Origin of the sequence: Pseudomonas sp. IzPS59 (genome assembly GCF_014863505.1) — a bacterium.
Classification (GTDB): domain Bacteria; phylum Pseudomonadota; class Gammaproteobacteria; order Pseudomonadales; family Pseudomonadaceae; genus Aquipseudomonas; species Aquipseudomonas kribbensis.
In genome coordinates this window covers 1,863,346-1,888,542 of sequence record NZ_CP062251.1, presented here as the reverse complement: position 1 = coordinate 1,888,542, position 25,197 = coordinate 1,863,346, and the positions used below count along the sequence as shown (strand labels likewise).

The 25,197-nt window shown below is 61.7% G+C and carries 25 protein-coding genes and 1 riboswitch; of the genes, 5 read left to right on the top strand and 20 right to left on the bottom strand.

The features are described from left to right. Nucleotides 1–26 precede the first annotated feature (26 nt). Genes IF189_RS08570 through cobO form a run of 10 tightly spaced genes read right to left on the bottom strand, consistent with a single transcriptional unit; the run spans nt 27 to nt 8,814 of the window. Nucleotides 27–758 (bottom strand): adenosylcobinamide-GDP ribazoletransferase, encoded by a 732-nt coding sequence (locus tag IF189_RS08570; protein WP_192553122.1) that lies wholly within the window; start codon nt 756–758, stop codon nt 27–29. A 1-nt stretch (nt 759) separates the two neighbouring features. After that, a complete protein-coding gene (gene cobC, locus IF189_RS08565) occupies nt 760–1,335 on the bottom strand; it encodes an alpha-ribazole phosphatase family protein (RefSeq protein ID WP_192553121.1) in 576 nt (191 codons plus the stop codon). Beyond that, entirely contained in the window at nt 1,332–2,387 is a 1,056-nt protein-coding gene (cobT, locus tag IF189_RS08560) for a nicotinate-nucleotide--dimethylbenzimidazole phosphoribosyltransferase (RefSeq protein WP_192553120.1), read from the bottom strand. The genes cobC and cobT overlap by 4 nt, the downstream gene beginning before the upstream one ends. After that, on the bottom strand, nt 2,384–2,905 hold the full coding sequence (cobU, locus tag IF189_RS08555) for a bifunctional adenosylcobinamide kinase/adenosylcobinamide-phosphate guanylyltransferase (protein WP_096822997.1): 522 nt from the start codon (nt 2,903–2,905) through the stop codon (nt 2,384–2,386). Before cobU ends, cobT begins: the two co-directional genes overlap by 4 nt. After that, nucleotides 2,893–4,359, bottom strand: a complete 1,467-nt coding sequence (locus tag IF189_RS08550) for a cobyric acid synthase (protein WP_192553119.1) — start codon at nt 4,357–4,359, stop codon at nt 2,893–2,895. Before IF189_RS08550 ends, cobU begins: the two co-directional genes overlap by 13 nt. Further along, nucleotides 4,356–5,366: a threonine-phosphate decarboxylase CobD gene (gene cobD, locus IF189_RS08545; RefSeq protein WP_134825931.1), complete on the bottom strand. Its 1,011-nt coding sequence runs from the start codon at nt 5,364–5,366 to the stop codon at nt 4,356–4,358. Before cobD ends, IF189_RS08550 begins: the two co-directional genes overlap by 4 nt. Beyond that, nucleotides 5,359–6,267 carry an adenosylcobinamide-phosphate synthase CbiB gene (cbiB, locus tag IF189_RS08540; protein WP_134825930.1) on the bottom strand — a complete coding sequence of 303 codons (909 nt, stop codon included), beginning with the start codon at nt 6,265–6,267 and terminating at the stop codon, nt 5,359–5,361. Before cbiB ends, cobD begins: the two co-directional genes overlap by 8 nt. Further along, nucleotides 6,264–6,914 carry a 5,6-dimethylbenzimidazole synthase gene (gene bluB, locus IF189_RS08535; protein ID WP_085710584.1) on the bottom strand — a complete coding sequence of 217 codons (651 nt, stop codon included), beginning with the start codon at nt 6,912–6,914 and terminating at the stop codon, nt 6,264–6,266. The genes cbiB and bluB overlap by 4 nt, the downstream gene beginning before the upstream one ends. After that, nucleotides 6,911–8,206: a cobyrinate a,c-diamide synthase gene (locus IF189_RS08530; protein ID WP_134825929.1), complete on the bottom strand. Its 1,296-nt coding sequence runs from the start codon at nt 8,204–8,206 to the stop codon at nt 6,911–6,913. Before IF189_RS08530 ends, bluB begins: the two co-directional genes overlap by 4 nt. Beyond that, on the bottom strand, nt 8,203–8,814 hold the full coding sequence (gene cobO, locus IF189_RS08525; protein WP_007950401.1) for a cob(I)yrinic acid a,c-diamide adenosyltransferase: 612 nt from the start codon (nt 8,812–8,814) through the stop codon (nt 8,203–8,205). The genes IF189_RS08530 and cobO overlap by 4 nt, the downstream gene beginning before the upstream one ends. 80 nt (nt 8,815–8,894) lie before the next feature. Continuing rightward, nucleotides 8,895–9,121, bottom strand: a riboswitch (cobalamin riboswitch). Nucleotides 9,122–9,287: 166 nt separating this feature from the next. Between cobO and IF189_RS08520 the strand changes: the two genes are divergently transcribed. After that, nucleotides 9,288–9,872, top strand: coding sequence for a hypothetical protein (locus IF189_RS08520; protein WP_085710581.1), 585 nt, complete (start codon nt 9,288–9,290; stop codon nt 9,870–9,872). Nucleotides 9,873–9,938: 66 nt separating this feature from the next. Beyond that, nucleotides 9,939–11,252: a PQQ-dependent sugar dehydrogenase gene (locus IF189_RS08515; protein ID WP_192553118.1), complete on the top strand. Its 1,314-nt coding sequence runs from the start codon at nt 9,939–9,941 to the stop codon at nt 11,250–11,252. 69 nt (nt 11,253–11,321) lie between these two features. On the opposite strand, the gene IF189_RS08510 is transcribed toward IF189_RS08515, so the two are convergent. From IF189_RS08510 to IF189_RS08490, 5 genes are all read right to left on the bottom strand, one after another. Continuing rightward, nucleotides 11,322–11,858 (bottom strand): C40 family peptidase, encoded by a 537-nt coding sequence (locus IF189_RS08510; protein ID WP_085710577.1) that lies wholly within the window; start codon nt 11,856–11,858, stop codon nt 11,322–11,324. Between the two features lie 218 nt (nt 11,859–12,076). Continuing rightward, a complete protein-coding gene (locus IF189_RS08505) occupies nt 12,077–12,694 on the bottom strand; it encodes a C40 family peptidase (protein WP_085710576.1) in 618 nt (205 codons plus the stop codon). Nucleotides 12,695–12,908: 214 nt separating this feature from the next. Further along, on the bottom strand, nt 12,909–13,613 hold the full coding sequence (gene hda / locus IF189_RS08500) for a DnaA regulatory inactivator Hda (RefSeq protein WP_025111852.1): 705 nt from the start codon (nt 13,611–13,613) through the stop codon (nt 12,909–12,911). Nucleotides 13,614–13,832: 219 nt separating this feature from the next. Beyond that, nucleotides 13,833–14,906, bottom strand: a complete 1,074-nt coding sequence (locus IF189_RS08495) for an AI-2E family transporter (protein ID WP_085710575.1) — start codon at nt 14,904–14,906, stop codon at nt 13,833–13,835. A gap of 36 nt (nt 14,907–14,942) precedes the next feature. After that, nucleotides 14,943–15,998, bottom strand: a complete 1,056-nt coding sequence (locus IF189_RS08490; RefSeq protein WP_134825927.1) for a DUF2066 domain-containing protein — start codon at nt 15,996–15,998, stop codon at nt 14,943–14,945. 375 nt (nt 15,999–16,373) lie between these two features. Between IF189_RS08490 and purM the strand changes: the two genes are divergently transcribed. From purM to IF189_RS08475, 3 genes are read left to right on the top strand one after another with little or no spacing between them, the layout of a single operon-like run. After that, on the top strand, nt 16,374–17,432 hold the full coding sequence (gene purM, locus IF189_RS08485) for a phosphoribosylformylglycinamidine cyclo-ligase (RefSeq protein ID WP_134825926.1): 1,059 nt from the start codon (nt 16,374–16,376) through the stop codon (nt 17,430–17,432). Then, nucleotides 17,432–18,082, top strand: coding sequence for a phosphoribosylglycinamide formyltransferase (gene purN, locus IF189_RS08480; protein ID WP_134825925.1), 651 nt, complete (start codon nt 17,432–17,434; stop codon nt 18,080–18,082). Before purM ends, purN begins: the two co-directional genes overlap by 1 nt. An 8-nt stretch (nt 18,083–18,090) precedes the next feature. Further along, on the top strand, nt 18,091–18,804 hold the full coding sequence (locus IF189_RS08475; protein WP_085710569.1) for a DUF3108 domain-containing protein: 714 nt from the start codon (nt 18,091–18,093) through the stop codon (nt 18,802–18,804). A 53-nt stretch (nt 18,805–18,857) separates the two neighbouring features. Here IF189_RS08475 and IF189_RS08470 read toward each other — a convergent pair whose 3' ends face one another. The 5 genes from IF189_RS08470 to IF189_RS08450 all read right to left on the bottom strand — a co-directional run bounded on the left by IF189_RS08470 (nt 18,858) and on the right by IF189_RS08450 (nt 25,039). After that, complete coding sequence (locus tag IF189_RS08470; RefSeq protein ID WP_114881947.1) at nt 18,858–19,508, bottom strand: TetR/AcrR family transcriptional regulator; 651 nt, start codon at nt 19,506–19,508, stop codon at nt 18,858–18,860. A gap of 110 nt (nt 19,509–19,618) precedes the next feature. Then, nucleotides 19,619–20,860 carry an MFS transporter gene (locus IF189_RS08465; protein ID WP_225739973.1) on the bottom strand — a complete coding sequence of 414 codons (1,242 nt, stop codon included), beginning with the start codon at nt 20,858–20,860 and terminating at the stop codon, nt 19,619–19,621. A 302-nt stretch (nt 20,861–21,162) separates the two neighbouring features. Next, nucleotides 21,163–22,020 carry a sugar phosphate isomerase/epimerase family protein gene (locus tag IF189_RS08460; protein WP_134825923.1) on the bottom strand — a complete coding sequence of 286 codons (858 nt, stop codon included), beginning with the start codon at nt 22,018–22,020 and terminating at the stop codon, nt 21,163–21,165. Next, on the bottom strand, nt 22,008–23,066 hold the full coding sequence (locus IF189_RS08455; RefSeq protein ID WP_134825922.1) for a Gfo/Idh/MocA family protein: 1,059 nt from the start codon (nt 23,064–23,066) through the stop codon (nt 22,008–22,010). The genes IF189_RS08460 and IF189_RS08455 overlap by 13 nt, the downstream gene beginning before the upstream one ends. 347 nt (nt 23,067–23,413) lie before the next feature. Next, complete coding sequence (locus tag IF189_RS08450; RefSeq protein WP_085710562.1) at nt 23,414–25,039, bottom strand: methyl-accepting chemotaxis protein; 1,626 nt, start codon at nt 25,037–25,039, stop codon at nt 23,414–23,416. Nucleotides 25,040–25,197 lie beyond the last annotated feature (158 nt).

Genomic DNA, 25,197 nt, shown 5'->3' with positions numbered 1-25,197 from the left:
ATCAAGTTACAGATCAAAGTTACTTATCAAAACAAGGCCAGCCCGACCAGCACTGACATCTCCAATAATTCCAGCAACGCACCCGCCGTATCGCCCGTGGTCCCGCCGAGTCGCCGCACCATCAGATGCCGCAGCCAGATGAACACCACGACCGCCAGCAGCAGCGCCACGACAGCGTTGAACCCGGCGATCAGCGCGCATACCGCCGCACTCACCACCAGCACCTGCCAACCCGTCTTGCGTGGCAGATGATCGGCCAGCGCTTGCCCCAATCCGCCGGCCCGCACATAGGTCGTGGTGAGAAACAGCCCGAGCAGCGCTGCCCGGCCAATCAGCGGCACGATGATCAACGCCATTCCTTGGTGTTTTTCGATCAAAGCCAGCAACGCGGCGTATTTGAGCAACAACACCAGCACCAGTGTCACCACTGCGATCGGCCCACTGCGCGGATCCTTCATGATCGTCAGCGTGCGCTCGCGATCACCGAAGCCGCCAAGCCACGCATCGGCGCTGTCCGCCAGCCCATCGAGGTGTAGCGCGCCGCTGAGCAGCACCCACACCGTCAGCAACAACGCGGCATGCAACAGCAAGGGTGCGCCGGCCAGAGCGATGTTGAGCGCCCAGAGAATCACGCCGAACAGCAACCCCACCAGCGGATAAAACAGCAGCGAGCGCCCGAGCTGTTCAGGCGCCGGCATGCCCGGCAGACGAATCGGCAGGCTGCTGAGAAATTGCAGGGCGATCCACAGGGGCAGCATGTCAGCAAACTTCCTTGAGCGAACCATCGGCCTCGACGATCAGCGAAAACAGCGCGCCGTGAGCGACTTCGACATTGAGCAGTTGTTCACGGGGCAAACCACGGGCACGGGCCAGCAACAGACGCATGACGCCACCATGACTGACCAGCAACACCCGCTCCCCCGCATGTGCCGCGTGCAAACGCATGACCGCCGCCAGCACCCGCGCTGAAAACTCGGTCACCGGCTCACCTTGCGGCGGCGTGAACCCATAAGGATTTGCCCAGAACAGTCCAAGCGCTTCGGCATCGGTCTCCATCAACGCCGCCGCGCTCTGCCCTTCCCAGGCACCGAAATGCAGCTCTTGGAAATCCTTGTCCAGAGACACCGACAGATCCAGTCGCGCGCCCAACTCATCAACGAATCGCGCGCAACGCTGCAACGGCGAACTGACCAGCCGATCCCACGGCCCCTGCCCGATCACCGCTTCGCGCATCTGCGCCCAGCCTTTTTCGGTCAGCGCATCGTCAAGACTGCCGCGCAGGCCACCGCCGAGTTCGGTTTCACCGTGTCGCAGCAGGTCCAGACGCAAGGTCATGCCGGGCGGTCCGCCACCGCCGCTTCGGCGAAGGTCGCCATCTGCCCGTGCAGGTCGCAGGCCAGGCGCAGCAACGGCACCGCCAGCGCCGCACCGCTGCCCTCGCCCAGACGCAGGCCCAGTTCCAGCAGCGGTTCGGCGCCAAGGGTTTCCAGCACATGACGATGGCCCGGCTCGGCGCCGCGATGGCCGAACAGCAGCCATTCACGGCAGGCAGGATTCAGCCGCACCGCCACCAGCGCCGCAACGGTGCAGATAAAACCGTCCACCAGCACCGCCACACCTTCCTGAGCACACGCCAGATACGCGCCGACCAAAGCCGCAATCTCGAAGCCGCCGAGATTGAACAGAGTCTGCAACGCATCCCCACGTTGCGCCGCGTGCAGTGCCAGCGCCCGCTCGATCACCTGCGCCTTGTGGCTGACGCCTTCGGCATTCAACCCGGTGCCGGGGCCGGTCAGGTGGGCTACCGGGCAATCGAGCAGCGCACAGGCCAGCGCACTGGCAGCCGTGGTGTTGCCGATGCCCATTTCGCCGCCGATGAACAATTGCGCACCCGCCGCCTTCGCGCGCAGCACGCTGTCGCGCCCGCCCTGCAAGGCCAGCTCGCCCTGAGCCTGAGTCATCGCCGCACCCTTGGCGAAATTCGCCGTGCCCGGGCCGATGCTCAGATGACGCACACCCGGCAGGTTCAGCGACGGGGTCACGGTGCCCAGATCCACCACTTCCAACTGCGCGCCGAGTTGTCGCGCCAGCACGCTGATCGCCGCGCCGCCACTGACGAAATTCAGCAACATCTGGCCAGTGACTTCCTGTGGGAACGCCGAAACGCCTTCTGCGACAACACCGTGGTCGCCGGCAAAAATCGCGATCCAGACCTGATCGAGTGTCGGCTTGATCCGGCCCTGCAATCCGGCCAGTTGCACCGCCACCGATTCCAGCTGCCCGAGGGAGCCGGCAGGTTTGGTCAATTGCTGCTGACGCGCCGCCGCGTTTTCAACGGCGTGCGTATCCACCGGTTTGCACGGGTTCAGCCACCAGGCTTGGGTCATAACGCAGGTCCTTTCAGAGTCAGGGGCAGGCCGGCGACGGTCAGGACGACTCGCTGACAACGCTCGGCCAGAGCTTGATGCAGCCAACCGGCTTCATCGACATAGCGGCGAGTCAATTCGCCCAGCGGCACGACACCCATTCCGGTCTCGTTGCTGACAAAAATGATTTCACCCGGCAGCGACGCCAGGCATTCGAGCAGGGCTTCGCGTTCGGCGGCGAGACGCTCGGCGTCTTCGAGCATCAGCAGATTGGTCAGCCACAGCGTCAGGCAGTCCACCAGCAGGCAACGCTCGGCGCTGGCGGTTTCGCGCAGCACACGGGCCAGTTCCAGCGGCTCTTCGATCAATGCCCATTCGGCAGGACGTCGCGCCCGGTGATGGGCGACGCGTTCATTCATCTCGCCATCCAGCGGCTGGCTGGTGGCGATGTACGTCACGGCCAGCGCGCTGTCAGTGGCGAGTTTTTCGGCCAGGCGACTTTTGCCGGAGCGGGCGCCGCCTAGGATCAACTGGAGCATGGGAAGATTCCACAGAGTTCACGTAACAGCCCGGTATCCAGGTGCTTCTCGACCAGATCCGCCAGCCGCTCGATATCGCGTTCGCGCAGGCCGTGGTAATCCACCTCCTGCACATCGTTCAAACCGGCCCAGCGCAACAGCGCCGCACTGGCCGCCGGCGATTCGAACAGGCCGTGCAGGTAGGTGCCGAAAATCTGGCCGTCAGAGCTTTGGGCGCCGTCGCAACGGCCATCGTCCAGATGGACAGCGGCGTTTTCCAGCGCAGATCCGGTCGTCACACCCGCATGAATTTCATAACCGCTGACCTCGGCATCTTCCAGCGCCAGACGCCCGCGCACATTGCGCAGCTGCTTCTCGGCTTCGAGCTGCGTTTCGAATGCCAGCAGCCCCAGACCGGCGCTGGAGCCCGGCGCGCCTTCCAGGCCGAGCGGATCGTGCACCTGCTCGCCGAGCATTTGCAGACCGCCGCAGATTCCCAGCAGCTTGCCGCCGTAACGCAGGTGACGATTGATGGCGGTTTCCCAGCCATTGGCGCGCAGATAAGCCAGATCGCTACGGACGCTTTTCGAGCCCGGCAGGATGATCAGGTCAGCCGGCGGGATCGCTTGCCCCGGGCCGATGAATTGCAGGTCAACCTGCGGATGCAGTCGCAGGGGATCGAAATCGGTGTGATTGCTGATGCGCGGCAGCACCGGCACCACCACCTTCAAAACTTGCTCGGCCTTGTCAGTCTGGCGCTGATCGATGCCGTCCTCGGCCTCCAGGTGCAGATCCATCACGTACGGCAACACGCCCACCACCGGTTTGCCGGTGCGCTGTTCCAGCCAGTCGAGGCCGGGCTGCAGCAAGGCGATATCGCCGCGAAAACGGTTGATGATGAAGCCCTTCACCCGGGCCTGCTCGCTCGATGACAGCAGTTCCAGCGTGCCCACCAGATGGGCAAACACGCCGCCACGATTGATGTCGGCGATCAGCAGCACCGGGCAATCCACCGCTTCGGCGAAACCCATGTTGGCGATGTCACCGGCGCGCAGATTGATCTCAGCCGGCGAGCCCGCGCCCTCGACCATCACCAGCGGATACGCGGCGCTCAAGCGCTTGTGAGAGGCGAGTACAGCCTGCATGGCGATGGCTTTGTAGTCGTGATAGGCAACGGCGTTCATGCTGGTGACCGCACGCCCGTGGATGATGACCTGGGCGCCGGTGTCGCTGTTGGGCTTGAGCAGCACCGGGTTCATGTCGGTATGCGGTTCAAGATGCGAGGCCTGCGCCTGCACTGCTTGTGCCCGGCCGATTTCACCGCCGTCAGCAGTCACCGCGCTGTTGAGCGCCATGTTCTGCGGTTTGAATGGCACCACGGCAACACCCTGGCGGGTCGCCCAGCGGCACAGCGCCGTCACCAGCGTACTTTTGCCGGCATCGGAGGTGGTGCCTTGCACCATTAACGTAGTCATGCGGGTTTCTTGTCCATAGAGCGGTCCACGGCGAACGCTTGCAGGGCCTGCTCAAGACGCGCCTCATCGGCGGCATTGGCCGGCAGACCGAAACGCAGGCTGCTGTTGTGCGTAAAGAGACGCAGGAGGATGCCGCGACGGGCCATGAATTCGTGAAGTGCGTGAGCATGCTCGGTGATCAGCCACTGAAACAGCGCGCAGCCACCCTGAGGCTTGAAGCCGTAGCGTTCGAGCAGCGCGGCCAGTCGTTCGCTGGCTTCATCGCTGCGAATTCGCTGACGAGTGTGGCCTTCAGTGTCTTGCAGGCAGGCCTGCCCCAGCACCCGGGTCGGCCCGCTGACAGCCCAGGGCCCCACCTGCTCGGCCAGTAAACGGAGCAACTTGCGCTCGGCCAGCACGAACCCGAGTCGAACACCGGCCAAGCCGAAAAACTTGCCGAACGAACGCAACACGATCAGTCCGACCTGATGGGTATGCGGCGCCAGGCTTAATTGCGGGGTGTTGTCCATGAACGCTTCATCGACCACCAGCCAGCCGCCGCGCTGGGCCAGTCGCGCGTGCCAGTCGAGCAACTTCGCCGGCGTCAGGCTCAGGCCAGTGGGATTGTTCGGGTTGACCACCACCAGCACGTCGAGGCTGTCGAGGAAGAAATCGACTTCCTGCTCCAGCACCTCGCGCACGATGTAACCGCTGCGCCGCCAAGCCTCGGCATGCTCGGCATAACACGGCGACAGCACACCGACCTTGCCGGCCCGGCGCAGGCGCGGCAGCAACTGAATGGCCATCTGCGAACCGGCCACCGGCAGCACCTGCGCGGCACCGTAGTAGTCGCACGCCGCCTGCTCCAGACCGTCATCGATTTCCGGCAAGCGCGCCCAGGCCCGCAGCGGGATCTCCGGGACCGGAAACGGCCACGGCGCCAGCCCGGTGGACAGGTCGAGCCAGTCTTCTTCGGCGATGCCGTATTCCAGCGCCGCCCTGCGCAGCCGGCCACCGTGCTCAAGCATAGAATTCAGCCCCCACGCAGAGAATCAGCAGCCATAACCATACCCCGCGCTGGACCAATTGCCAGCCGCGATCGATGGAATCGGCATCCGCCGGCGCACCTTCGCCCAGTTGCGGACGCTCGTGCAGCTCACCGTGATAGATCGCCGGCCCGCCCAGCTCGACGCCCAAGGCACCTGCGCCGGCAGCCATCACCGGGCCTGCGTTCGGGCTGTCCCATTTCGGCGCCTGGGTGCGCCAGCATTTCAGCGCGAGTCGAGTCTTGCCCAGCAGCGCGTAGGTCAACACCACCAGACGTGCAGGAATGTAGTTGAGGACGTCGTCGATTTTTGCCGCGGCCCAACCGAAACGCTCGAAGCGTTCGTTGCGATAACCCCACATCGCGTCGAGCGTATTGCTCAGGCGATAGAGCACCACGCCCGGCGCACCGGCCACGACAAACCAGAAGATCGCGGCGAACACTGCATCGCTGCCGTTCTCCAGCACCGATTCGGTGGCGGCGCGAGCGACGGCGGTGTTGTCCAGTTCACTGGTCTGGCGGCTGACCAGATACCCCACGCGTTTGCGCGCCTCCTCCAGATCATCGCTGCGCAGGGCCTTGGCCACCGGCTCGACGTGCTCGCCGAGACTGCGCATGCCGAGCGCGCAATACAGCGCGACGATCTCGACGATCCAGCCCACATACGGCGCCCAGGACAATGCCGTGGCAAGTAACGTCAGCGGCAGCACCGCGATCACCCACGCGGTGACACCATGGCTGCGCCAGCCGCGCCCGCCGGTGTTGAATCGTTGCTCGATGCGTCCGGCAAAATTGCCGAACGCCACCAGCGGATGCCAGCGTTTCGGTTCACCCAGCAGCGCGTCCAGCGCAACCGCGGCGACACTCAGCAACGCCACACTCATTGACTCACTCCCCAGAAATTTTCATACAGCAGCTCATTGAGCGGACGCGCCTGCGCCCACCCTTCGAGTACCAGCATCGGCGCCGGATAGAATTCCTTGACCGGCCCCAGACAAAGAACCGCCAGCGGCTTGGCCCCGGCCGGCAGTTGCAGCAGATCCGCCAGCGCCTGCGGTTCGAACAGCGACACCCAGCCCATGCCCAAGCCTTCGGCGCGCGCCGCCAGCCACAGGTTCTGGATCGCGCAGGACAATGAGGCCATGTCCATTTCCGGCAGCGTGCGGCGGCCGAAAATGTGCCGCTCGCGATCGTCCATCAAGGCTGCGACCAACACTTCCGCACAATCGTTGATGCCTTCGACCTTGAGCTTCATGAACTCGTCGCTGCGCTCGCCGAGGGCTTCGGCGGTGCGTACCCGTTCTTCTTCCACAAGATTCTGGATCTGTCCGCGCAAGGCGCGGTCGCTGATGCGGATGAAGCGCCACGGCTGCATCAGGCCGACGCTCGGCGCCTGATGCGCGGCTTCCAGCAAACGGCGCAGCAGTTCCGGCTCGACCGTGCCGCCGCTGAAGTGGCGCATGTCGCGGCGTTCGGCGATGGCGCGGTAGACCGCTGCGCGCTCGGTTTCAGTGAAGGCGTTGTCGGTCATGGCACCAACAGTGCGGCAATCGCCGACGGATTGGACGGAAAGTAAAAGTGCACGTACGAGGCAGTCATCCGCCCTTCCCGATACACCGCTTCGGCGCCGCGCCCGCCATTGGGGCTGTGGCCACGGGCAATCGGCGTCAGTTCGGTGGTGGTCAGGGAATGGTGATAGGTGTGGCCACGCAACAAGCCTTCCGGCAGTTCGACGGATTGCAGTGCCAAGGCTGCCAGACGCTTCTGCATCACCGCATCCCCCTTGAGCAAACCGACCAGTTCGGCGCGGGTGCCTTCGACATCGGTCAGCGAATCCAGCAGATAGAGCATGCCACCACATTCGGCGAGCAGCGGTTTACCGGCGGCGTGATGCGCGCGGATCGCTTTGAGCATGCCGGCGTTCTGCGACAAGGCAACGTGGTGCAATTCCGGATAACCGCCGGGCAGATACAGACTGTCAGCCTCAGGCAATTCAGTGTCGCGAATCGGCGAGAAGAAACTCAGCTCCGCACCCATCGCCCGCAACAGATCGAGACTGGCGCCATAGGTGAAGGCGAAAGCTTCGTCACGGGCGACGGCAATCCGCACGCCTTCGAGCAGCCTTTCGGTCTTCACGCTTTCCGGTGCGGCGAACTCCACGGCCGGTGGCAGCGCTACCTCGCAAGTGCCGGCCAGCGCTTCGGCGGCGGCGTCGAGACGTACATCGAGGTCATTGAGTTCGCTGGCCTGCACCAAGCCGAGATGGCGACTTGGCAGTTCGATCCCGGTTTCCCTGGACAACGCGCCATACCAGCGCAGACCTTCGGTGAGACTGCCTTCGAGCAATTGCGCATGACGCACCGTGCCGACACGATTGGCCAGCACCCCGGCGAACGGCAGATCAGACTGATAGCGCGCCAGGCCCAGCGCCAAGGCGCCAAAGGTCTGAGCCATGGCCGTGCCGTCGATCACGCCGAGTACCGGCACGCCGAAATGCCGCGCCAGATCGGCGCTCGATGGCGTGCCATCGAACAAGCCCATCACGCCTTCGATCAGGATGAGATCCGCTTCGGCAGCGGCTTCCCACAGCAGACGACGACTTTCCTGCTCGCCGACCATCCACATGTCCAGTTGATAGACCGGCGCACCGCTGGCGCGCTCGAGGATCATCGGGTCGAGAAAGTCCGGGCCGCACTTGAATACGCGGACCTTGCGGCCCTGATTGCGATGCAAGCGGGCCAGTGCAGCAGTAACGGTGGTCTTGCCCTGACCGGAAGCCGGCGCGGCGATCAGTACCGCCGGGCAGTGACGTGGTTGATTCAAAGTTCGACGCCTTTCTGCGCTTTGATGCCGGCCTGGAAGGCGTGCTTGATCATGCCCATTTCGGTGACGGTGTCGCCCATCTCGATCATTTCCGGCTTGGCGGCGCGACCGGTGACGATCACGTGCTGCATCGGCGGACGGGCCTGCAGATCGCTGAGCACCTGATCCAGATCGAGGTAACCGTGCTTGAGGGCGATGTTCAGTTCATCGAGCACCACCAGACCGATCGACGGATCACGCAGCAGTTCGCGGGACACTTCCCATGCAGCTTCGGCAGCGGCGATGTCGCGCTGGCGATCCTGGGTTTCCCAAGTGAAGCCCTCGCCCATCACATGAAAGCGTACCTGCTCCGGGAAGCGGCGGAAGAACAGCTCCTCCCCGGTGCTGTTGCGGCCCTTGATGAACTGCACCACGCCACACTGCATGCCGTGGCCCATGGCGCGGGCGAGCATGCCGAATGCCGAGCTGCTTTTGCCTTTGCCATTGCCGGTCAGCACCAGCACCAGGCCGCATTCGTCTGGCGAATTGGCGATGCGCTCGTCGATCACGGCTTTTTTGCGCTGCATGCGCGCCAGGTGGCGCTCGTCGCGTTCGGGGGAATCAGTCATGGGGGAGCTCTCCGTTGAGGCTGAATAACGGCGGGCAGGCACAAGAATAGACGGCAACAAGCCTGGCATCGCCCACCGTGATGCCGCTGGATGGATCAGGCCGGTCTCCGGGCTCATGAGCGGCGTTCGCCTGGCTGCGCGCCTTCCCGCTTTGCAGCAGTGGCATCCGACGCAGCTTTCACTCATTTACCGTTGCGGGGGCAGCGCCGGGATCGTGATGGCTCTTCGCTTGAAGACAATCCTCACCGGCTTCCCTGTTTCACTCTGTCGACAGCGGTCACAGAGCACCTGAAACAAGCCGCGAAGGTTAGAGGGTTGGGGGTGGAGCGTCAAATGAAGAGGGGGTCGTGCGGCAAATAACTGCCGTCGATCAATTATCTGACGCCAATCTTGTGCCACACTGTCAGCAGTGATATCAAAGAGCCATGCTTTTTGACTGCAGAGAGCACATCACAATAACAAGGGAGAGCACCATGCAAGGCATGATCATCAGCAATCCGCGGCTGGAATTCCTGCGCCCGGTGCTGGAGCGATGGTTTGACTGTATCGACCGCTACAACGCCGTGCGCGGCGACAACGACACACCCTACTGGCACGACGAAAAAGCCAACCTCGGCCTGTTGTCCGCCGCCGCATGGATGGCCGAACTGGTCACCCTGCGCGACACCGCCACCCGCAAACAGAACGAGGAAGGCGAGCGTAATGCCCGCGCCGACCTGTTCCTGGCCGGCGCCGAAGATCGCGCCTACATCCAGGCGACCCAGCGCTGGCCGCGCGTCAACAGCCTGAACCTGACTCAGGCCCTGGCCGATATCACCAGCGACGCCAAGCGCATCAGCTACGCCAGCGATCTCAAACTCGGCTGCCTGTTCGTCGCCCCACAGAAAGCCCAGCACAGCGCCAGCCCGGAAGAACTGCAGGACATGGTCGACGACCTGCAAAAGGAACACACCTGCGCCGTCGCCTGGTACTTCCCGTACGCCTACCGCAAATTGCGCAGCGAGGCCGGCAACTATCACCCCGGTATTGCCGTGCTGTTCAAGGAGGCACGCGGCTGAGGGGTTGAACCATCGGGCTCGTGTGCTTCTCTATGATTAGGAATGCATTCATAGGGAAGATCAGTAATGCGCAAGCCCCACCTCGTTTTCGTCATCGCACTCGCCGGAGGGCTCACCGCCTGTGGTGAATCCTCCAGCCTGCAAGTCTCGGACGGCACCGGCCCGTCCCCCAAACTGCCCGAACCGGACAAGACCCTGATCCCGACGGTGAACATCGCCCCGGCGATCGGCTGGCCGGCCGGCGCGAAACCGACGCCAGCGGCAGGCACTCTGGTGGCGGCGTTTGCCGAGAATCTCGATCACCCGCGCTGGCTCTACGTACTGCCCAACGGCGATGTGCTGGTGGCGGAAACCAATGCCCCGCCTAAACCGGACGACGGCAAAGGCATACGCGGCTGGGTGATGAAAAAAGTCATGGGCCGCGCCGGTGCCGGCGTACCAAGCCCGAACCGCATCACTCTGTTGCGTGATGCCGATCACGATGGCGTGGCCGAGACGCGCACAGTGTTTCTACAGAACCTGAATTCGCCGTTCGGCATGACCCTGGTCGGCAACGATCTTTACGTCGCCGACACCGACCGCCTGCTGCGCTTTCACTACGAACCCGGCGCAACGGAAATCAAGAGCCAGCCGATCAAGGTCGTGGATCTGCCGGGTGGCCCGCTCAACCATCACTGGACCAAAAACGTTATCGCCAGCAAGGACGGCAGCAAGCTGTACGTCACCGTCGGTTCGAACAGCAACGTCGGCGAAAACGGCCTGGATCAGGAAGAAGGTCGCGCGGCGATCTGGGAAGTCGATCGGGCGACCGGCAATCACCGGATCTTCGCCTCGGGCATCCGCAACCCCAACGGCCTGGCCTGGGAGCCGAAAAGCGGCGCACTTTGGACTGCGGTAAACGAGCGGGACGAGATCGGCAGCGATCTGGTGCCGGACTACATCACCTCGGTCAAGGATGGCGGTTTCTATGGCTGGCCGTTCAGCTATTACGGCCAGCACGTCGATGTCCGCGTCGAACCACAAAACCTGGACTTGGTGGCCAAGGCCATCGCTCCGGATTACGCCGTCGGCCCGCACACCGCCTCACTGGGCCTGACCTTTGCCGAGGGCAATACACTGCCGGCGCAATTCAAGGAAGGCGCATTCATCGGCCAGCATGGCTCGTGGAACCGTAAGCCACACAGTGGCTACAAGGTGATCTTCGTACCGTTCAGCGCCGGCAAGCCGAGCGGAACGCCTGTAGACGTACTGACAGGATTCCTCGACAAAGACGGAAACGCTTTGGGTCGCCCGGTTGGCGTGGTAATCGACCAGCAAGGTGGATTGCTGGTAGCGGACGATGTGGGGAACAAGGTGTGGCGGGTGTCGGCGGCCAAATAGCCCACGCCCTGAAACAAAAAAACCGTGGGAGCCAATGTGCTCCCACGGTTTTTTTATTGATACGCAGCTTTACGGGTTGTGCGCCAGATGCTCCGGCTGCAGAACGCGCTTGGCACTCAGATAGGCTTTCTGCCAATACGCTTTCGAAAGGCTGTCCAGCTTCACCGTACCGCCAGTGGCCGGAGCGTGAACGAAACGCCCTTCCCCGACATAAATTCCCGCATGACTGACCTGAGAGCCGCCATTGGTGGCGAAGAAGATCAGGTCGCCGGTCTGCAGCCCTTCCTTGCCGACATTCGGCGCCTGCATGACGATCATCTCGCGGGTCGAGCGCGGCAGGCTGATGCCGGCCGCATCACGGTAGACGAAACCGATCAGGCCGCTGCAATCGAAGCCCGAGTCCGGCGTGTTGCCGCCCCAGCGATAAGGCGTACCTACGAGCCCGAGCGCGCGGAACAGCACGTCTTCGGCAGCGGGAGAGAACGCCTGGGAGGATCCGAACACAATCGGCGCGCGAACCACGGGAGCTGGCGGCGGAGTGCGGCTGGCGCAAGCGCTGAGCAGCGCTGCGAAGAACATCAGGGCAAGGCGGGCCGTCATCGTCATAAGCAGAACATCCTGATCTGGCTGCGGCTTTTACTGCCGATTCGACAGAAAACAAAACCGCCTGCGTTGGGACGCAGGCGGTTTGCCATCAATATAGATCAGGATTCTAGCGGCTACGCGGCAAACTTCAAGTAAGACTTTAACTTCACCTTGTAAAGTTTAAGTCTATTGCCTCTGAAGGACCGCCTGTCGCCACGAGCGTGGCGACAAAAGCGTGATTACTTGCGAGCGGTAACCACGGTTGGAGCGTTCGCCAAAGCGCGTTTGGCTTCGATGAAGGTCTTGCTCCAGTAGCTGTCACCCAGGCTGTCGATACGGACACCGCCGCTGCGACGACTGCTGGAGTGAATAAACTGGTTGTCGCCCAGGTAGATCCCGGCGTGACTGACACGACCGCGACGACCATTGGTGGCGAAGAACAGCAGATCGCCCGGCTCGAGGTTGCCGCGCGATACCAGCGGAGCATCCACGTTGATCATTTCGCGAGTGGAGCGCGGCAGGTTCATGCCGGCTTCTTCGCGGAACAGGTAGCCGATGAAACCGCTGCAATCGAACCCGGCTTCAGAGGTACCGCCGAAACGGTAACGGGTACCGATCAGGGACATGCCGCGTTCAAGAATGCTGTCGGCCAGAACCGGAAGCTGGTAAGGCTTCTTGCCGTTGAAAGCGGCCAGTTCCTTTTCGGTGTCCAGCTCTTCCTGGTAAATAACGGAAGACTGGGCGGTGGCAGAATTTTTAGCCTGTTGTTGCTGCTCTTGAACAGGTGAATGAGCAGCGCAACCGAACAACAGGGTGACGAGTGCGAGAGGCACGAGGGGTGCGAAGCGCTTTAGCATGGGCACGACCGTGGCTGATAGTTGTAAAGAAGCCGAGACTATGCCCGCTATCAGCCTCATTTGCAAATTCAATCGATCTTTTTGTGACTTCCCGGTTTCTCGTTTACATCTAAGCGCTTAAGCCTATTTGAATCGAGACGCGGCCTGCGCAGTGCGCAGGAAAGCGGATTTTCTGGCGCCTGAAATATGCCGAAACCCGCTGAAAGCCCCGGTTTTACCAGCCCAGGGTTTCTTTCAGGAAGGGAATGGTCAGCTTGCGTTGAGCCTGCAAAGAGGCCTGATCGAGCTGCTCGAGCAGGTCAAAAAGCGCGCTCATGCTGCGAGTACCGCGAGTCAAAATAAAATGCCCGACTTCGTCGGTCAGATGCAGACCACGACGGGATGCGCGCAATTGCAGGGCACGCAATTTGTCTTCATCGGAGAGAGGACGCATCTGGAAAATCAGCGCCAGGGTCAGGCGCGATTTCAAGTCAGCCAGTTTTACCGGCAACTCACGCGGCGAGGTGGAGGCGGCGATCAGCAATCGACGACCACTGTCGCGCAGACGGTTGAACAGGTGAAACATCGCCTCTTCCCAGTCGGGCTTGCCGGCAATCACCTGCAAGTCATCCAGGCAGACCAGTTCGTACTGTTCGAGGTTGTCGAGGATTTCGATGCCGCGATCCATCAACTCGGCCAGCGGCAGGTACACCGCCGGTTCGCCCATCTGTTCGAAACGCAGGCACGCGGCCTGCAACAGATGCGTACGCCCTACCCCGTGCTTGCCCCACAGATAGATCAGACTTTCGGTCCAGCCGGCGTCGGCTTCGCATAGACGCTCGACATAGCCGAGTGCAGCGGCATTGGCGCCTGGGTAGTAGTTGATGAAGGTAGCGTCGTCACGCAGACGCACACCTAGGGGCAGCTGAATCGGTTTCATGCTGACTGAACAGTTCCCAAGGAACCGTTAGTGGCCTCTGTGTAAAGTGTGCGAAGTTTATACCCGTGAAGCGGAGCGCACAATGCGACAGACCCCAAGCAAAATCAAAGGTTTGCGTTAACACACTGGTTTTATGACAGTTTCTTTGGCGCACAGGCGCCAGCATTGCCTGCACGAGACGGGCCAACCCGGCAATTCACCGGGCGGCCCTACCTCGCCTTACAGCTTCGGATCATCGACTCCGCTATACATTTCGGAGTCCTTGTACAAATCATGGACGTGGCGCACCAACACCATGATCACCGCGGCCACCGGCAAGGCCAGCAGCACACCGGTGAAGCCGAACAGCTCACCGCCGGCAAGGATCGCAAAAATCACCGCTACGGGATGCAGGCCGATTCGATCACCCACCAGCAAAGGCGTCAGCACCATGCCTTCCAGGGCCTGACCGACCATGAACACTGCAACGATCCCGATCATCGGGTACAGGTCACCGCCAAACTGGAACAGCCCGGCAATCAGCGCCGCACCAATCCCGATCACAAACCCCATATAAGGCACGATGGCCGCCAGACCGGCGATCAGGCCGATCAACAGGCCCAGCTCCAGGCCGACAATCATCAGCCCCGCCGCATAGATCACGCCCAGCGCCAGCATCACCAGCAACTGCCCGCGTACGAACGCCCCGAGCACCTCGTGACATTCGCCTGCCAGCGCCACTACGCGCTCTTCACGATCACGCGGCAACAGACTGCGGATCTTGGCCATCATCACGTCCCAGTCACGCAGCAGGTAGAAACTCACCACCGGAATCAGCACCAGATTCGCCAGCCAGCCGATCAGCGCCAGGCTGGAAGCGGTGGCCTGGCTCAGCACCACGCCGACGATGTCGGTGGTCTGGCCCATGTGCTCGGTGATCGCTGCCTTGACCTTGTCGAACTTCCAGAAGCCATCCGACAGCCCCAGCTTCGACTGCGCCCATGGCAACGCCGTGTGCTGCAGCCAGTCGAGCATCTGCGGCGCCAGTTCGTACAGACGCAGCAACTGTTTGGCGAGCATCGGCACCAGCACCAGCAGCAACGTGGTGAAGATCAGGGTGAACAAGGCGAATACCGCTATCACGCCCCAGGTGCGGGACAAGCCGAGCCGCTCAAGACGATCCACCAAAGGGTCGAACAGATAAGCGAGCAACAGCGCCACCAGAAACGGCGTGAGGATCGGATGCAGCAACCAGACAAACGCGCAAAGCAGGAGCACCCCACCGAGCCAGAACCAACGCCGCGTATCGGCCATGTAACACTCCATTGCTTCTATATATGAAAGAAAAACCTACCAGCGGAATCGCAACGACGGCGCCGCAGGTACCGGCGCCGGCGCAACGACAGGCGCCCCGCCTGGCACTGCAGGCTGCGGAGCCACCGGAGCTGGCGCCTCGGCTGGCATTTCCTGCAACTTCGCCAGCGACAATTGCGCCCGCAACTGATCGGCACTGCCGTTGACCCGATACACAATGCGATCAGCATCGACACTCTGCAGCCGCACACCAAAGGGCTCTAGCATCCGCAACAACGTCGCGTAATGCTCCAGATTCATGCCCTGCACTTCCAGCGTCTGCTGCCCCGAAGCACCCGGTTTGGCAACAAAACGCGGCGCCAGCCGCTCGGCCACCGCCAGCATCACGGCATCTGCAACAGCGGCCTGATCCGCCCCCTGCACACTTCCCGCCTCTTTCTGATCACCCAGCCACAAGTGCCATTTGGCTTGCCACTGACCACCCTCCTCACGGGCATGCACGGCGAGCAAGGCGTCAGCGTTGTAGCGTTCAGACGCCGCATGAAGCGGCGCCGGATCGGTGCCTTCGAGCGTCGGCGCGGTCGCGACCAGTTGCTCACTCAGATCCGCCAGCGGCAGACGCAACGGCAACCCTCGGTGCTGGGCGGCACGTCGCAATGGCGCCGCACTGGCCTGACCGTCGCCCACCAGGCTCGAGCCTTCGGTGGAGTCGTTCAGCCACCAGCTCAGAATCGACGGCCGGCTCGCGCCCCACAGCGATAACCCGGCACGGCGCAACGCCTGTTCGGTGGTAGCCGGGTCGAAGTCGACCTTCAACACTTCCGGCGGCCCGGCATCGAAACCGAACTGGCTGATGATCTGTTGCGGATCCTTGCGGATCGGCGCCAGCCCGGGATTCTGCGGTGCCTTCGGATCCCCCGTGAGACGCAGCACCAGCGTATCCAGCGCCGCTTGCGTGGCACGATCACGCTCCTCCGGTGACTGGCCGTTGACCGGCTCGCGCACCTGATAAAGCCCTTTGACGTTTTCGGCCTGGCTAGCCAGGCTGACCAGAGACAAGCAGCCCACTAACAGCAATTTACACAAACGCATGGAGAATTCCCGTCGACAAGAGCGGCTGGAACAGGCCGCGTGAACCGGATTGAGCAAGCCTGTGACCACTGGCCGTTGCAAAACATTCACACGCTGGCGATAAGTTTTTGCACAGCCCTAACGATAGACGGTTCCTTATACAGGCACCCGTGATGTCACCCACAGCTTCATTTGCAAAAAATTTCGGCCGATATGCCCCTGCCCGTCGGCGCGAGGATGGCCGCTGCCCCTCAAGCCTGATAAAATCGCGCGCCTTCGCAGACCGGCAACAGCCGGGCACCTCGAAACTCGCGTGAGGCAATCGCCCCCTCGATTTCGAAGTTCCCGCTGAACTCGGTCGTTACCCCTGAATCCCCTCCCCTAAAGGCCTGGATCATGAGCAAGCAACCCTCCCTGAGCTACAAGGACGCCGGTGTAGACATCGACGCCGGTGAAGCATTGGTCGAACGCATCAAGAGCGTCGCCAAGCGCACTGCGCGCCCGGAAGTCATGGGCGGCCTGGGCGGTTTCGGCGCCCTCTGCGAAATCCCGGCCGGCTACAAGCAGCCAGTACTGGTTTCCGGCACCGACGGCGTCGGCACCAAGCTGCGTCTGGCACTGAACCTGAACAAGCACGACAGCATCGGCCAGGACCTGGTCGCCATGTGCGTCAACGACCTGGTGGTGTGCGGCGCCGAGCCACTGTTCTTCCTTGACTACTACGCCACCGGCAAGCTGAACGTCGACGTAGCTGCCACCGTGGTCACCGGTATCGGTGCAGGCTGCGAACTGGCTGGCTGCTCGCTGGTCGGCGGCGAAACCGCTGAAATGCCTGGCATGTACGAAGGCGAAGACTACGATCTGGCCGGCTTCTGCGTCGGCGTCGTGGAAAAAGCCGAAATCATCGACGGCTCGAAAGTCGCCACCGGTGACGCCCTGATCGCCCTGCCATCGTCCGGCCCGCACTCCAACGGCTACTCGCTGATCCGCAAGATCATCGAAGTGTCCGGCGCCGACATCGAAACCGTTCAGCTCGACGGCAAGCCGCTGACCGATCTGCTGATGGCCCCGACCCGCATCTACGTGAAGCCGCTGCTCAAGCTGATCAAGGACACCGGCGCCGTCAAGGCCATGGCCCACATCACCGGTGGCGGCCTGCTGGACAACATCCCGCGCGTTCTGCCAAAAGGCGCTCAAGCCGTGGTTGACGTGGCCAGCTGGAATCGCCCGGCCGTCTTCGACTGGCTGCAAGAGAAAGGCAACGTCGACGAGACCGAAATGCACCGCGTACTGAACTGCGGCGTGGGCATGGTGATCTGCGTGGCTCAGGAGCACGTTGAAACTGCCCTGAACACCCTGCGTGAAGCTGGTGAACAGCCTTGGGTCATCGGCCAGATTGGTGTCGCCGCCGAAGGCGCTGCCCAGGTCGAGCTGAAAAACCTCAAGGCTCACTAATGCCTAATACCTGTGATGTCGTGGTGCTGCTGTCCGGCACCGGCAGTAACTTGCAGGCCCTGATCGACAGCACGCGGACCGGCGACAGCCCGGTCCGCATCGCTGCGGTGATTTCCAACCGCGCCGACGCCTACGGCCTGCAACGCGCCAGTGACGCGGGTATCGCCACCCGCTCGCTGGATCACAAGGGTTTCGAAGGTCGCGAGGCCTTCGATACCGCCCTGATCGAACTGATCGACGAATTCAATCCGAAACTCGTGGTACTGGCCGGTTTCATGCGCATTCTCAGCGCTGACTTCGTCCGGCACTATCAGGGTCGCCTGCTCAATATCCATCCGTCGCTGCTGCCCAAATACAAAGGGTTACACACTCATCAGCGTGCGCTGGAAGCCGGCGACGCCGAACACGGCTGCTCCGTGCACTTCGTCACCGAGGAACTCGATGGCGGACCACTGGTCGTACAGGCAGTAATACCGGTAGAGTTGCACGATTCGCCGCAGAGTCTGGCGCAACGGGTTCACGTTCAGGAACACCTGATCTACCCGATGGCCGTACGCTGGTTTGCCGAAGGACGGCTGACCCTCGGCGAGCAAGGTGCTTTACTGGATGGCCAGATACTCGGGGCCAGCGGTCACTTGATTCGAAACTAGGAGATTTTATGCGTCGCGCCCTGCTCTTCGCTTGCGCTCTGCTCGCCCTGCCTTTCGCCCAGGCGGCAGACCTTCAACCGTTCTCCGCCAGCTACACCGCCGACTGGAAACAGTTGCCCATGAGCGGTACCGCCGAACGCAGCCTGACCAAGGAAGCCAACGGCGTCTGGAAGCTCAGCTTCAAGGCTTCGATGATGATCGCCAGCCTGTCCGAGGAAAGCACCCTGACCCTGGACAAGGACACCCTGCTTCCGCAGTCCTACCACTTCGAACGTGGTGGCCTGGGCAAGGCGAAAAAGGCTGATCTGGACTTCGACTGGAACAACAAACTGGTCACCGGCACCGACCGTGGCGACGCGGTCAAAGTCCCGCTGAACCGTGGCATGGTCGACAAGTCCACCTACCAGCTGGCGCTGCAGCATGATGTCGCCTCCGGCAAGAAGACCATGAGCTATCAGGTGGTCGACGGTGGCGATGTCGATACCTATGACTTCCGCGTCCTGGGTACCGAGAAAGTCGAGACCAAGGCCGGCAAGATCGACGCGATCAAGGTCGAGCGCGTGCGTGATCCGACACAAAGCAAGCGCACCACTGTCATGTGGTTCGCCAAGGACTGGGATTACCTGCTGGTCCGCTTGCAACAGGTCGAGACCGACGGCAAGGAGTACAACATCATGCTCCAGGACGGCACGGTCAACGGCAAGACAGTCAAAGGCAGCTGATTCAACGAAAAGCCCCGTAAACGCGGGGCTTTTTTTCGCCTTCGATTCGAGACTCAGCGCACCAGAAAGCCCAGGATCACTTCGGTGACGTGGGACAGACGCTCATTGAGCGCCTTGGGCGTCACCAGATCGCGACCATGAATGGTCGACAGCGTGTGCTGATTGGCCAGATAGAAATAGGTCAGCCCCACCAGCGTGAAATACAGCTGAACCGGATCGACCCCTCCGCGAAAAACACCCTCGACACGCCCCTGCTCCAGAATCCGCCCGAGATTGTCCACCAGCGGAGACGCCAGCTCCGGCAAACGACTCGACCCCGCCAGGTGCCGCGCCCGGTGCAGGTTTTCATTGTTTACCAGCGCCATGAATTCCGGATGGTCGTTGTAGAAACGCCACGAGAACTCGATCAACCGGCGAATCGCATCCATCGGCGGCAACGCCTCCAGATCGAGTTCACGCTCGGCCTGACGCAACTGCAGATAACCCTCCTCCAGCACACACAGGAACAGTTCTTCCTTGTTGGCGTAGTAGTAATAGATCAGTCGCTTGTCGACGCCGGCACGCTCGGCGATCTCCTCAAAACGCGCGCCCTCCAGCCCCTGCTCGGCAAATACGCCACGGGCAGCCTCGAGGATGGTTTGCTGGGAGCGCTTGGCATTGCGTGAACGCTTGGTTTGCGTCACTTCATTGATAGAGTCGGTCATGGGCGAGTCGGTGGCCGAAATCCTGTGGAGTGAAGCTTTGGAGAATACCCGAAGTCCGTAGCGGCGGTGGAGGCCAAATCCCTGGCCACCCCTCACAGCCCGGACCGGCCTCAGTCAACGCCTTCCAGAAACACACCCTGTGGTTTCACTTGTGGCTCGTCGCGCGGCGTGTCTCGCCCCAGGTCTTGCATGTCCACATCAAAGGTTTCCCGGGCGCTCCATGTCGCCAGAGCCGCAATTGCACAGGCCAGTAACGTCAGACAGGCCGCCGGCAGCCAGGGGCGCTGGATCGAAGTCATGAACGCCGCCGCAATGATCGGCGCGAATCCCGAGAGCGCAAAACCGACCTGAGTACCGATCGCCATACCCGACAGACGCACGCGGGTACTGAACATCTCACCGAAGAATGCCGGCCAGATGCCGTTCGCCGCACTGAAGCAGATCCCCGACATCAACACACCGAGCACAAACATCAGCGGCAGGTTGTGCTGCTCGATCGACCACAGGTAAGGAAACATCAGCAAACCGCTGGCCAGCACCCCGAACAGATAGACCGGCCGGCGCCCGATCAGGTCGGCGAGCATTGCCCACAACGGAATCGCGAACAGGGCCACGATATTGGTCATGATCGTCAACCAGAGCATGGTGCTGCGCTCGACACCCGCAATGTTCACCGCATACGACAGGGAAAAGATCCCGAACACGGTACTGACCGTGGACACCATGGCTGCCAGCGCCACCCGCACCACATCACTGCGATAGTCGGCAAACAGGGTTTTCAGCGGCATCCGGGCGGTCTGATTGCGCTCACGCTCCTCCTGAAACACCGGGGTCTCCTCGATGTTGCGCCGGATCAGAAAACCCACGACCAACACCACCACGCTCAACCAGAATGGAATACGCCAGCCCCAGGACAGCAACTGTTCTTCCGGCATCGCGGAAATCGGCAGAAACACCAGTGTCGCCAGAATCAGCCCGGCCTGGGTGCCGCTCAAGGTGAAACTGGTGAAGAACGCCCGTTGTCGCGACGGTGCATGTTCGAGGGTCATTGAGTTGGCCCCCGCCTGCTCCCCTGATGCCGAGAAGCCCTGACACAGGCGCAGAATCACCAGCATGATCGGCGCCGCGATCCCGATACTGTCGTAGCTTGGCAGGCACCCGACCAGAAAGGTCGAAATACCCATCAACAGCAGAGTCAGCACCAGCACTCGCTTGCGTCCGAAGCGGTCGCCCAGATGCCCCAGAAACAAGGCACCCACAGGGCGCGCGATGTAACCCACGCCAAAGGTGGCCAAGGCCAGAAGAACGCCGGTGGCCGGCTCCGACGCCGGGAAGAAAACCTTGCCGAACACCAGCGCCGCCGCCGTGCCGTAGATGAAAAAGTCGTAGTACTCCATCGCACTGCCAATCCAACCCGCCAATGCTGCCTTGCCCGGCGTTTTTTTGGTTTTTGTTGCCTGGGTATTCATTGCTACCTCCGCTACCGCTTTATCGACTGCCCGACGGCTGCCGGGAAAAACCGGCGCCGTGGATGCCTTGTTGTTTTTGTTGTTGAGTCTGGTGCGAGCCCGCAAGGCGCACCTGTGCGTCGATCGTCAGGTCAGTGGATGAAACCCTCCCCTTATGATCCGGCGTCTGGCCGTGATCGCATGCATCAGTGACAAACGGCGGGTGCTTCATCCAGATCACCCCAGGCGTCCAGCTCCAGGCTGACGAGCAGTGCCCGCGTCTTCTCCAGCATTCGCCTGGCACGCTCCACTGCCGGCCATTGAGCGGCGAGACTGCGCATGGGCACCTCCAGGCTCAGCGGGATCTGACGCGGCATCGCCCTGAGCAGGCGTTGCAGGTCCAGACCGCCATCTCCGGGCATCAACCGCTCGGCCCGGGCCTGATGCAGCAAGGTGTTCAGATCGACCGGACGCTGTGCCGGCGCATCGCAAAGCTGCATCAACCGGAAGTACTGCGGTGGCAGCCCGGCAAGCACCTCGACGCGATCGCCGGCCCGGTCGAAGTGGATTGGATCGATCAGAATTCCCGCATTGGCACAATCCGCTGCCTCGATCAGACGTGCCGCCGCCGCCACACTGCCGACCGCCACCCAGGGTGTCGGCTCCAGGTTTGCGCTGATGCCATAGCCGGCCGCCATTTCGCAAAAACCGCCGAACAGATCGGTCATCTGCGAAAAATCCGCGACCTGCCCGGACACCACGGCATTTCGCGCACCGAGCAGCGCTCCGGTTTCCAGAGCCGCACGAAAAGTCTTGAGATCCGTGGTCGGCTGCAAGCGGAACAGCTCGATGTCCGACACCACGATCCCGGTGTCGCGCAAACGGCGCGCGGTATCCCGGATCAACGCTGTATCGCCGACCGAATCCCATTGGGGTTCCTGATCCGTCGCCGGGATCAGGCGCAGCCCGACGCAGTCGTAACCGGCCACCGCCGCGCACTCGACCATTTCCACCGGCGACAGCTCGAGGTGCGACAGCGGCGCCAGGCCGATCAGGCGCCCCATGACGTTCCTCCTTCCAGGCGTACGACGGCACCGGTGCGAGCGGCGGCATGCACAGCGAGCGTCGCTTCAAGGGTACGGAAGCCGTCCTCGGCGGAGCACACCGGGCGCTCGTTGCCGGCGATGACCGCGCAAAAATGGCGCATCTGTTCGGCATAAGGACAGCCGATATGCGGAACGGAGCGCTCCATGGTAATCGCGTCATGCCAGCCCTTTTGGCCGTGATAGCGCCACAGTTCCAGTCGCGGCAAGGTGAGCGACCCTTCGGTGCCCGAGAAGAAGTGCGAATTGACATCATCCTGACGCGGAAAACGCTCGGCCTCGCCCGCCGACAGATCCCAGTTCCATGGCGCCGCTGTGGCATCGGAGACCGATACGGTGCCCAGCGCGCCGTTGCGAAAACGCAGCAGCACCGCCGCGGTGTCCTCTACCTCGAAGCGTCGGACTTTGCTGGACGTGATGGCTTGCAGGCTCTCGATCTCGCCGAACAGAAAGCGCAGCAGGTCGATGTCATGAATCAGGTTGATCAGCACCGGCCCACCACCGGCCTGCCGGCGCCACGCCGTCTCGAAGTAGTCGTCCGGTTTGAGCCAGGTGCACAACGCCGTCACGCTGACCGGTCGCCCCAGCAGCCCGGCATCCACGATCGATTTGGCATGCCGCATGATCGGGTTGTAGCGCCGCTGATGGCCGACCAGCGCGGGTACGCCGTGGGCGGCGGAGGCCGCGCAGATGCGCCGGGCGTTTACCAGAGTGTCGGCGATCGGTTTCTCGACCAGCACCGCCACCTTTCGCTCAAGGCAATCAACCGCCACATCGGCATGGGTGACGTTGGGCGTGGCCACCACGACACCACGCGGTTTTGCCACTTGCAGCATGGTGTCGTAATGCTCGAACCATGGCACGCCAAGAGAAGCTGCCAGTGTCTGCGCGGCGGGTGTGGGATCGGCAATGCCGACCAGTTCCACGTTTTCCTGGGCCATGGCACGTTCGATGTGGGTCTTGCCAATCAAGCCTGCGCCAATGACGCCGATCGGGATCTTGTTCACGTTGTTTCCTTCATCGGGGAATGTCATATGCCGCTTTATTCACCAATACGTGAAATAAAGCTGATAACTCATCAACAATTGACGAGAAATGACAGACTATTTCCCTTAAAAAGGAATTTCAAATAATTATCTAGCCAGTTAACAAATGAAAAAATAGATTATTTTCAGTCGTTTGCTGTTTTTTTATTCCTTTAATTTATTGAATAACCGTTTAATAAAATAAAATCGAATAATTTAATTCACCACAAGGTGAAAAAAACGATCTGCCATTCGAAATGAAAAACGCCCGATGCAAGCATCGGGCGTCGGGACAGACAGGCATGAAATCCACAGAAATCGAGCAACAGTCAGACCGAAAACTTGGCCACCATGTTGTTCAGGTCCACCGCCAGCCGCGACAATTCCTGGCTCGCCGCACTGGTCTGATTGGCCCCTGCCGAGGTCTGCATCGCCAGGTCGCGGATATTCATCAGGTTGCGATCCACTTCCCGCGCCACGGCAGCCTGCTCTTCCGAAGCACTGGCGATCACCAGATTGCGTTCGTTGATCAAGGTGAATGCAGAAGCGATTTCCTCCAGCGCCACGCCAGCCGCTTTCGCCAGCTCCAGCGTCGAGCGCGCACGAACATTACTCTGCTGCATCGAACTGACCGCCGAATCGGTGCCCTGCTGAATACCGCCGATCATCTGTTCGATTTCCTGGGTCGACTGCTGGGTCCGATGGGCCAGCGCCCGCACCTCGTCGGCCACCACTGCGAAGCCGCGCCCGGCATCACCGGCACGGGCCGCTTCGATCGCCGCGTTCAACGCAAGGAGATTGGTCTGCTCGGCAATCGAACGGATCACCTCCAGCACTTTGCTGATGCTGTAGACCTTCTGCGCCAGATCCTCCACCTGCGTGGCGTTGGCGGTAACGTCATCCGCCAGCAATTCGATGGACGACACAGTCTGCTGCACTTGCTCGCGACCATGCTGGGCAATGCGGTCCGATTCCCGTGATGCCTCGGAAGTCGCCACGGCGTTGCTGGCGACCTCTTCAACGGCGGCGGTCATCTGATTGACCGCCGTGGCAGCCTGCTCGATTTCCAGGCTCTGTTGATGCAACCCGCGCGTCGCATCTTCGGTGACGCAGCTCAGCTCTTCCGAGGCCGAGGCCAATTGGCTGGACGATTCCGAAATCTGCCGGATGGTGTCGCGCAGGCTGTGTTGCATGCTCTTGAGCGCATGCAGCAGCCGCGCCGGCTCATCTTTGCCGATGATGCTGATATCACCGGTCAGATCGCCGCCGGCCACTACTTCGGCAACCCCCAGCGATTGCGAGAGCGGTACCACGATGCTGCGGGTCAGCAGCAGTGCCAGGCCAATGGTGATCAGCGCCGTGATACCGATCATCACCCCGACCCAGACCCGCGAATTGATGAACACCAGTCGCGCTGCTTCGGTGGCGAGGTTGGCATTGTGTTTGTTCAGTTCCACCAGCTCTTTGAGGGTTGCGGCAATGTCGTCGGCCAGCGGGTTCATCTGGGTATTGAGAATGCTTGCCGCATCTTCCACCTTCCCCTGAGCAGACAACGCCATCACCTGGGCCTGCAATTCAAGGTATTTGTGCTCCGCGACTTTGAAACGGTCGAACAACGCTCGCTCTTCTGGCAGCACGATCAATATGTCGTAACGTTGCTGAGCTTCGCTCAGCACACTGCGCAGCTCATTGAGCTTGGCGACATTCTGGTCCAGGGCCTGGGGATCGCGATTGAGCAACAGACGCATGGTCAGGGCGCGCAGACGCAGCATGTCCTGACTCATTTCGCCCACCGCCATCACGCTGGGCAGCCAGTTCTTGTCGACCTCGTCGGACTGGGCCCGCATGTTCGACATCTGCAGCAGGGCGAACGCCCCGAGGGCAAACACCATCAGCGCCAACAGACCGAAGCCCAGCCCGGCACGGGGGGCAATATTGAGACTGCGGATACTCATTGCTCTGGTTCCTTCCAAAAGCGCTGCATCAACCCTGCAGCTGGCTGCTTTAGAAGGTATCGGCCCGGCGAAAATTTGCGTAAGACCAAAAGGTGATATCAAAAGGCCTTAATACTTCGAACCCGCGGCATTAACGATTCAGCGACGGTTTTGCCGGA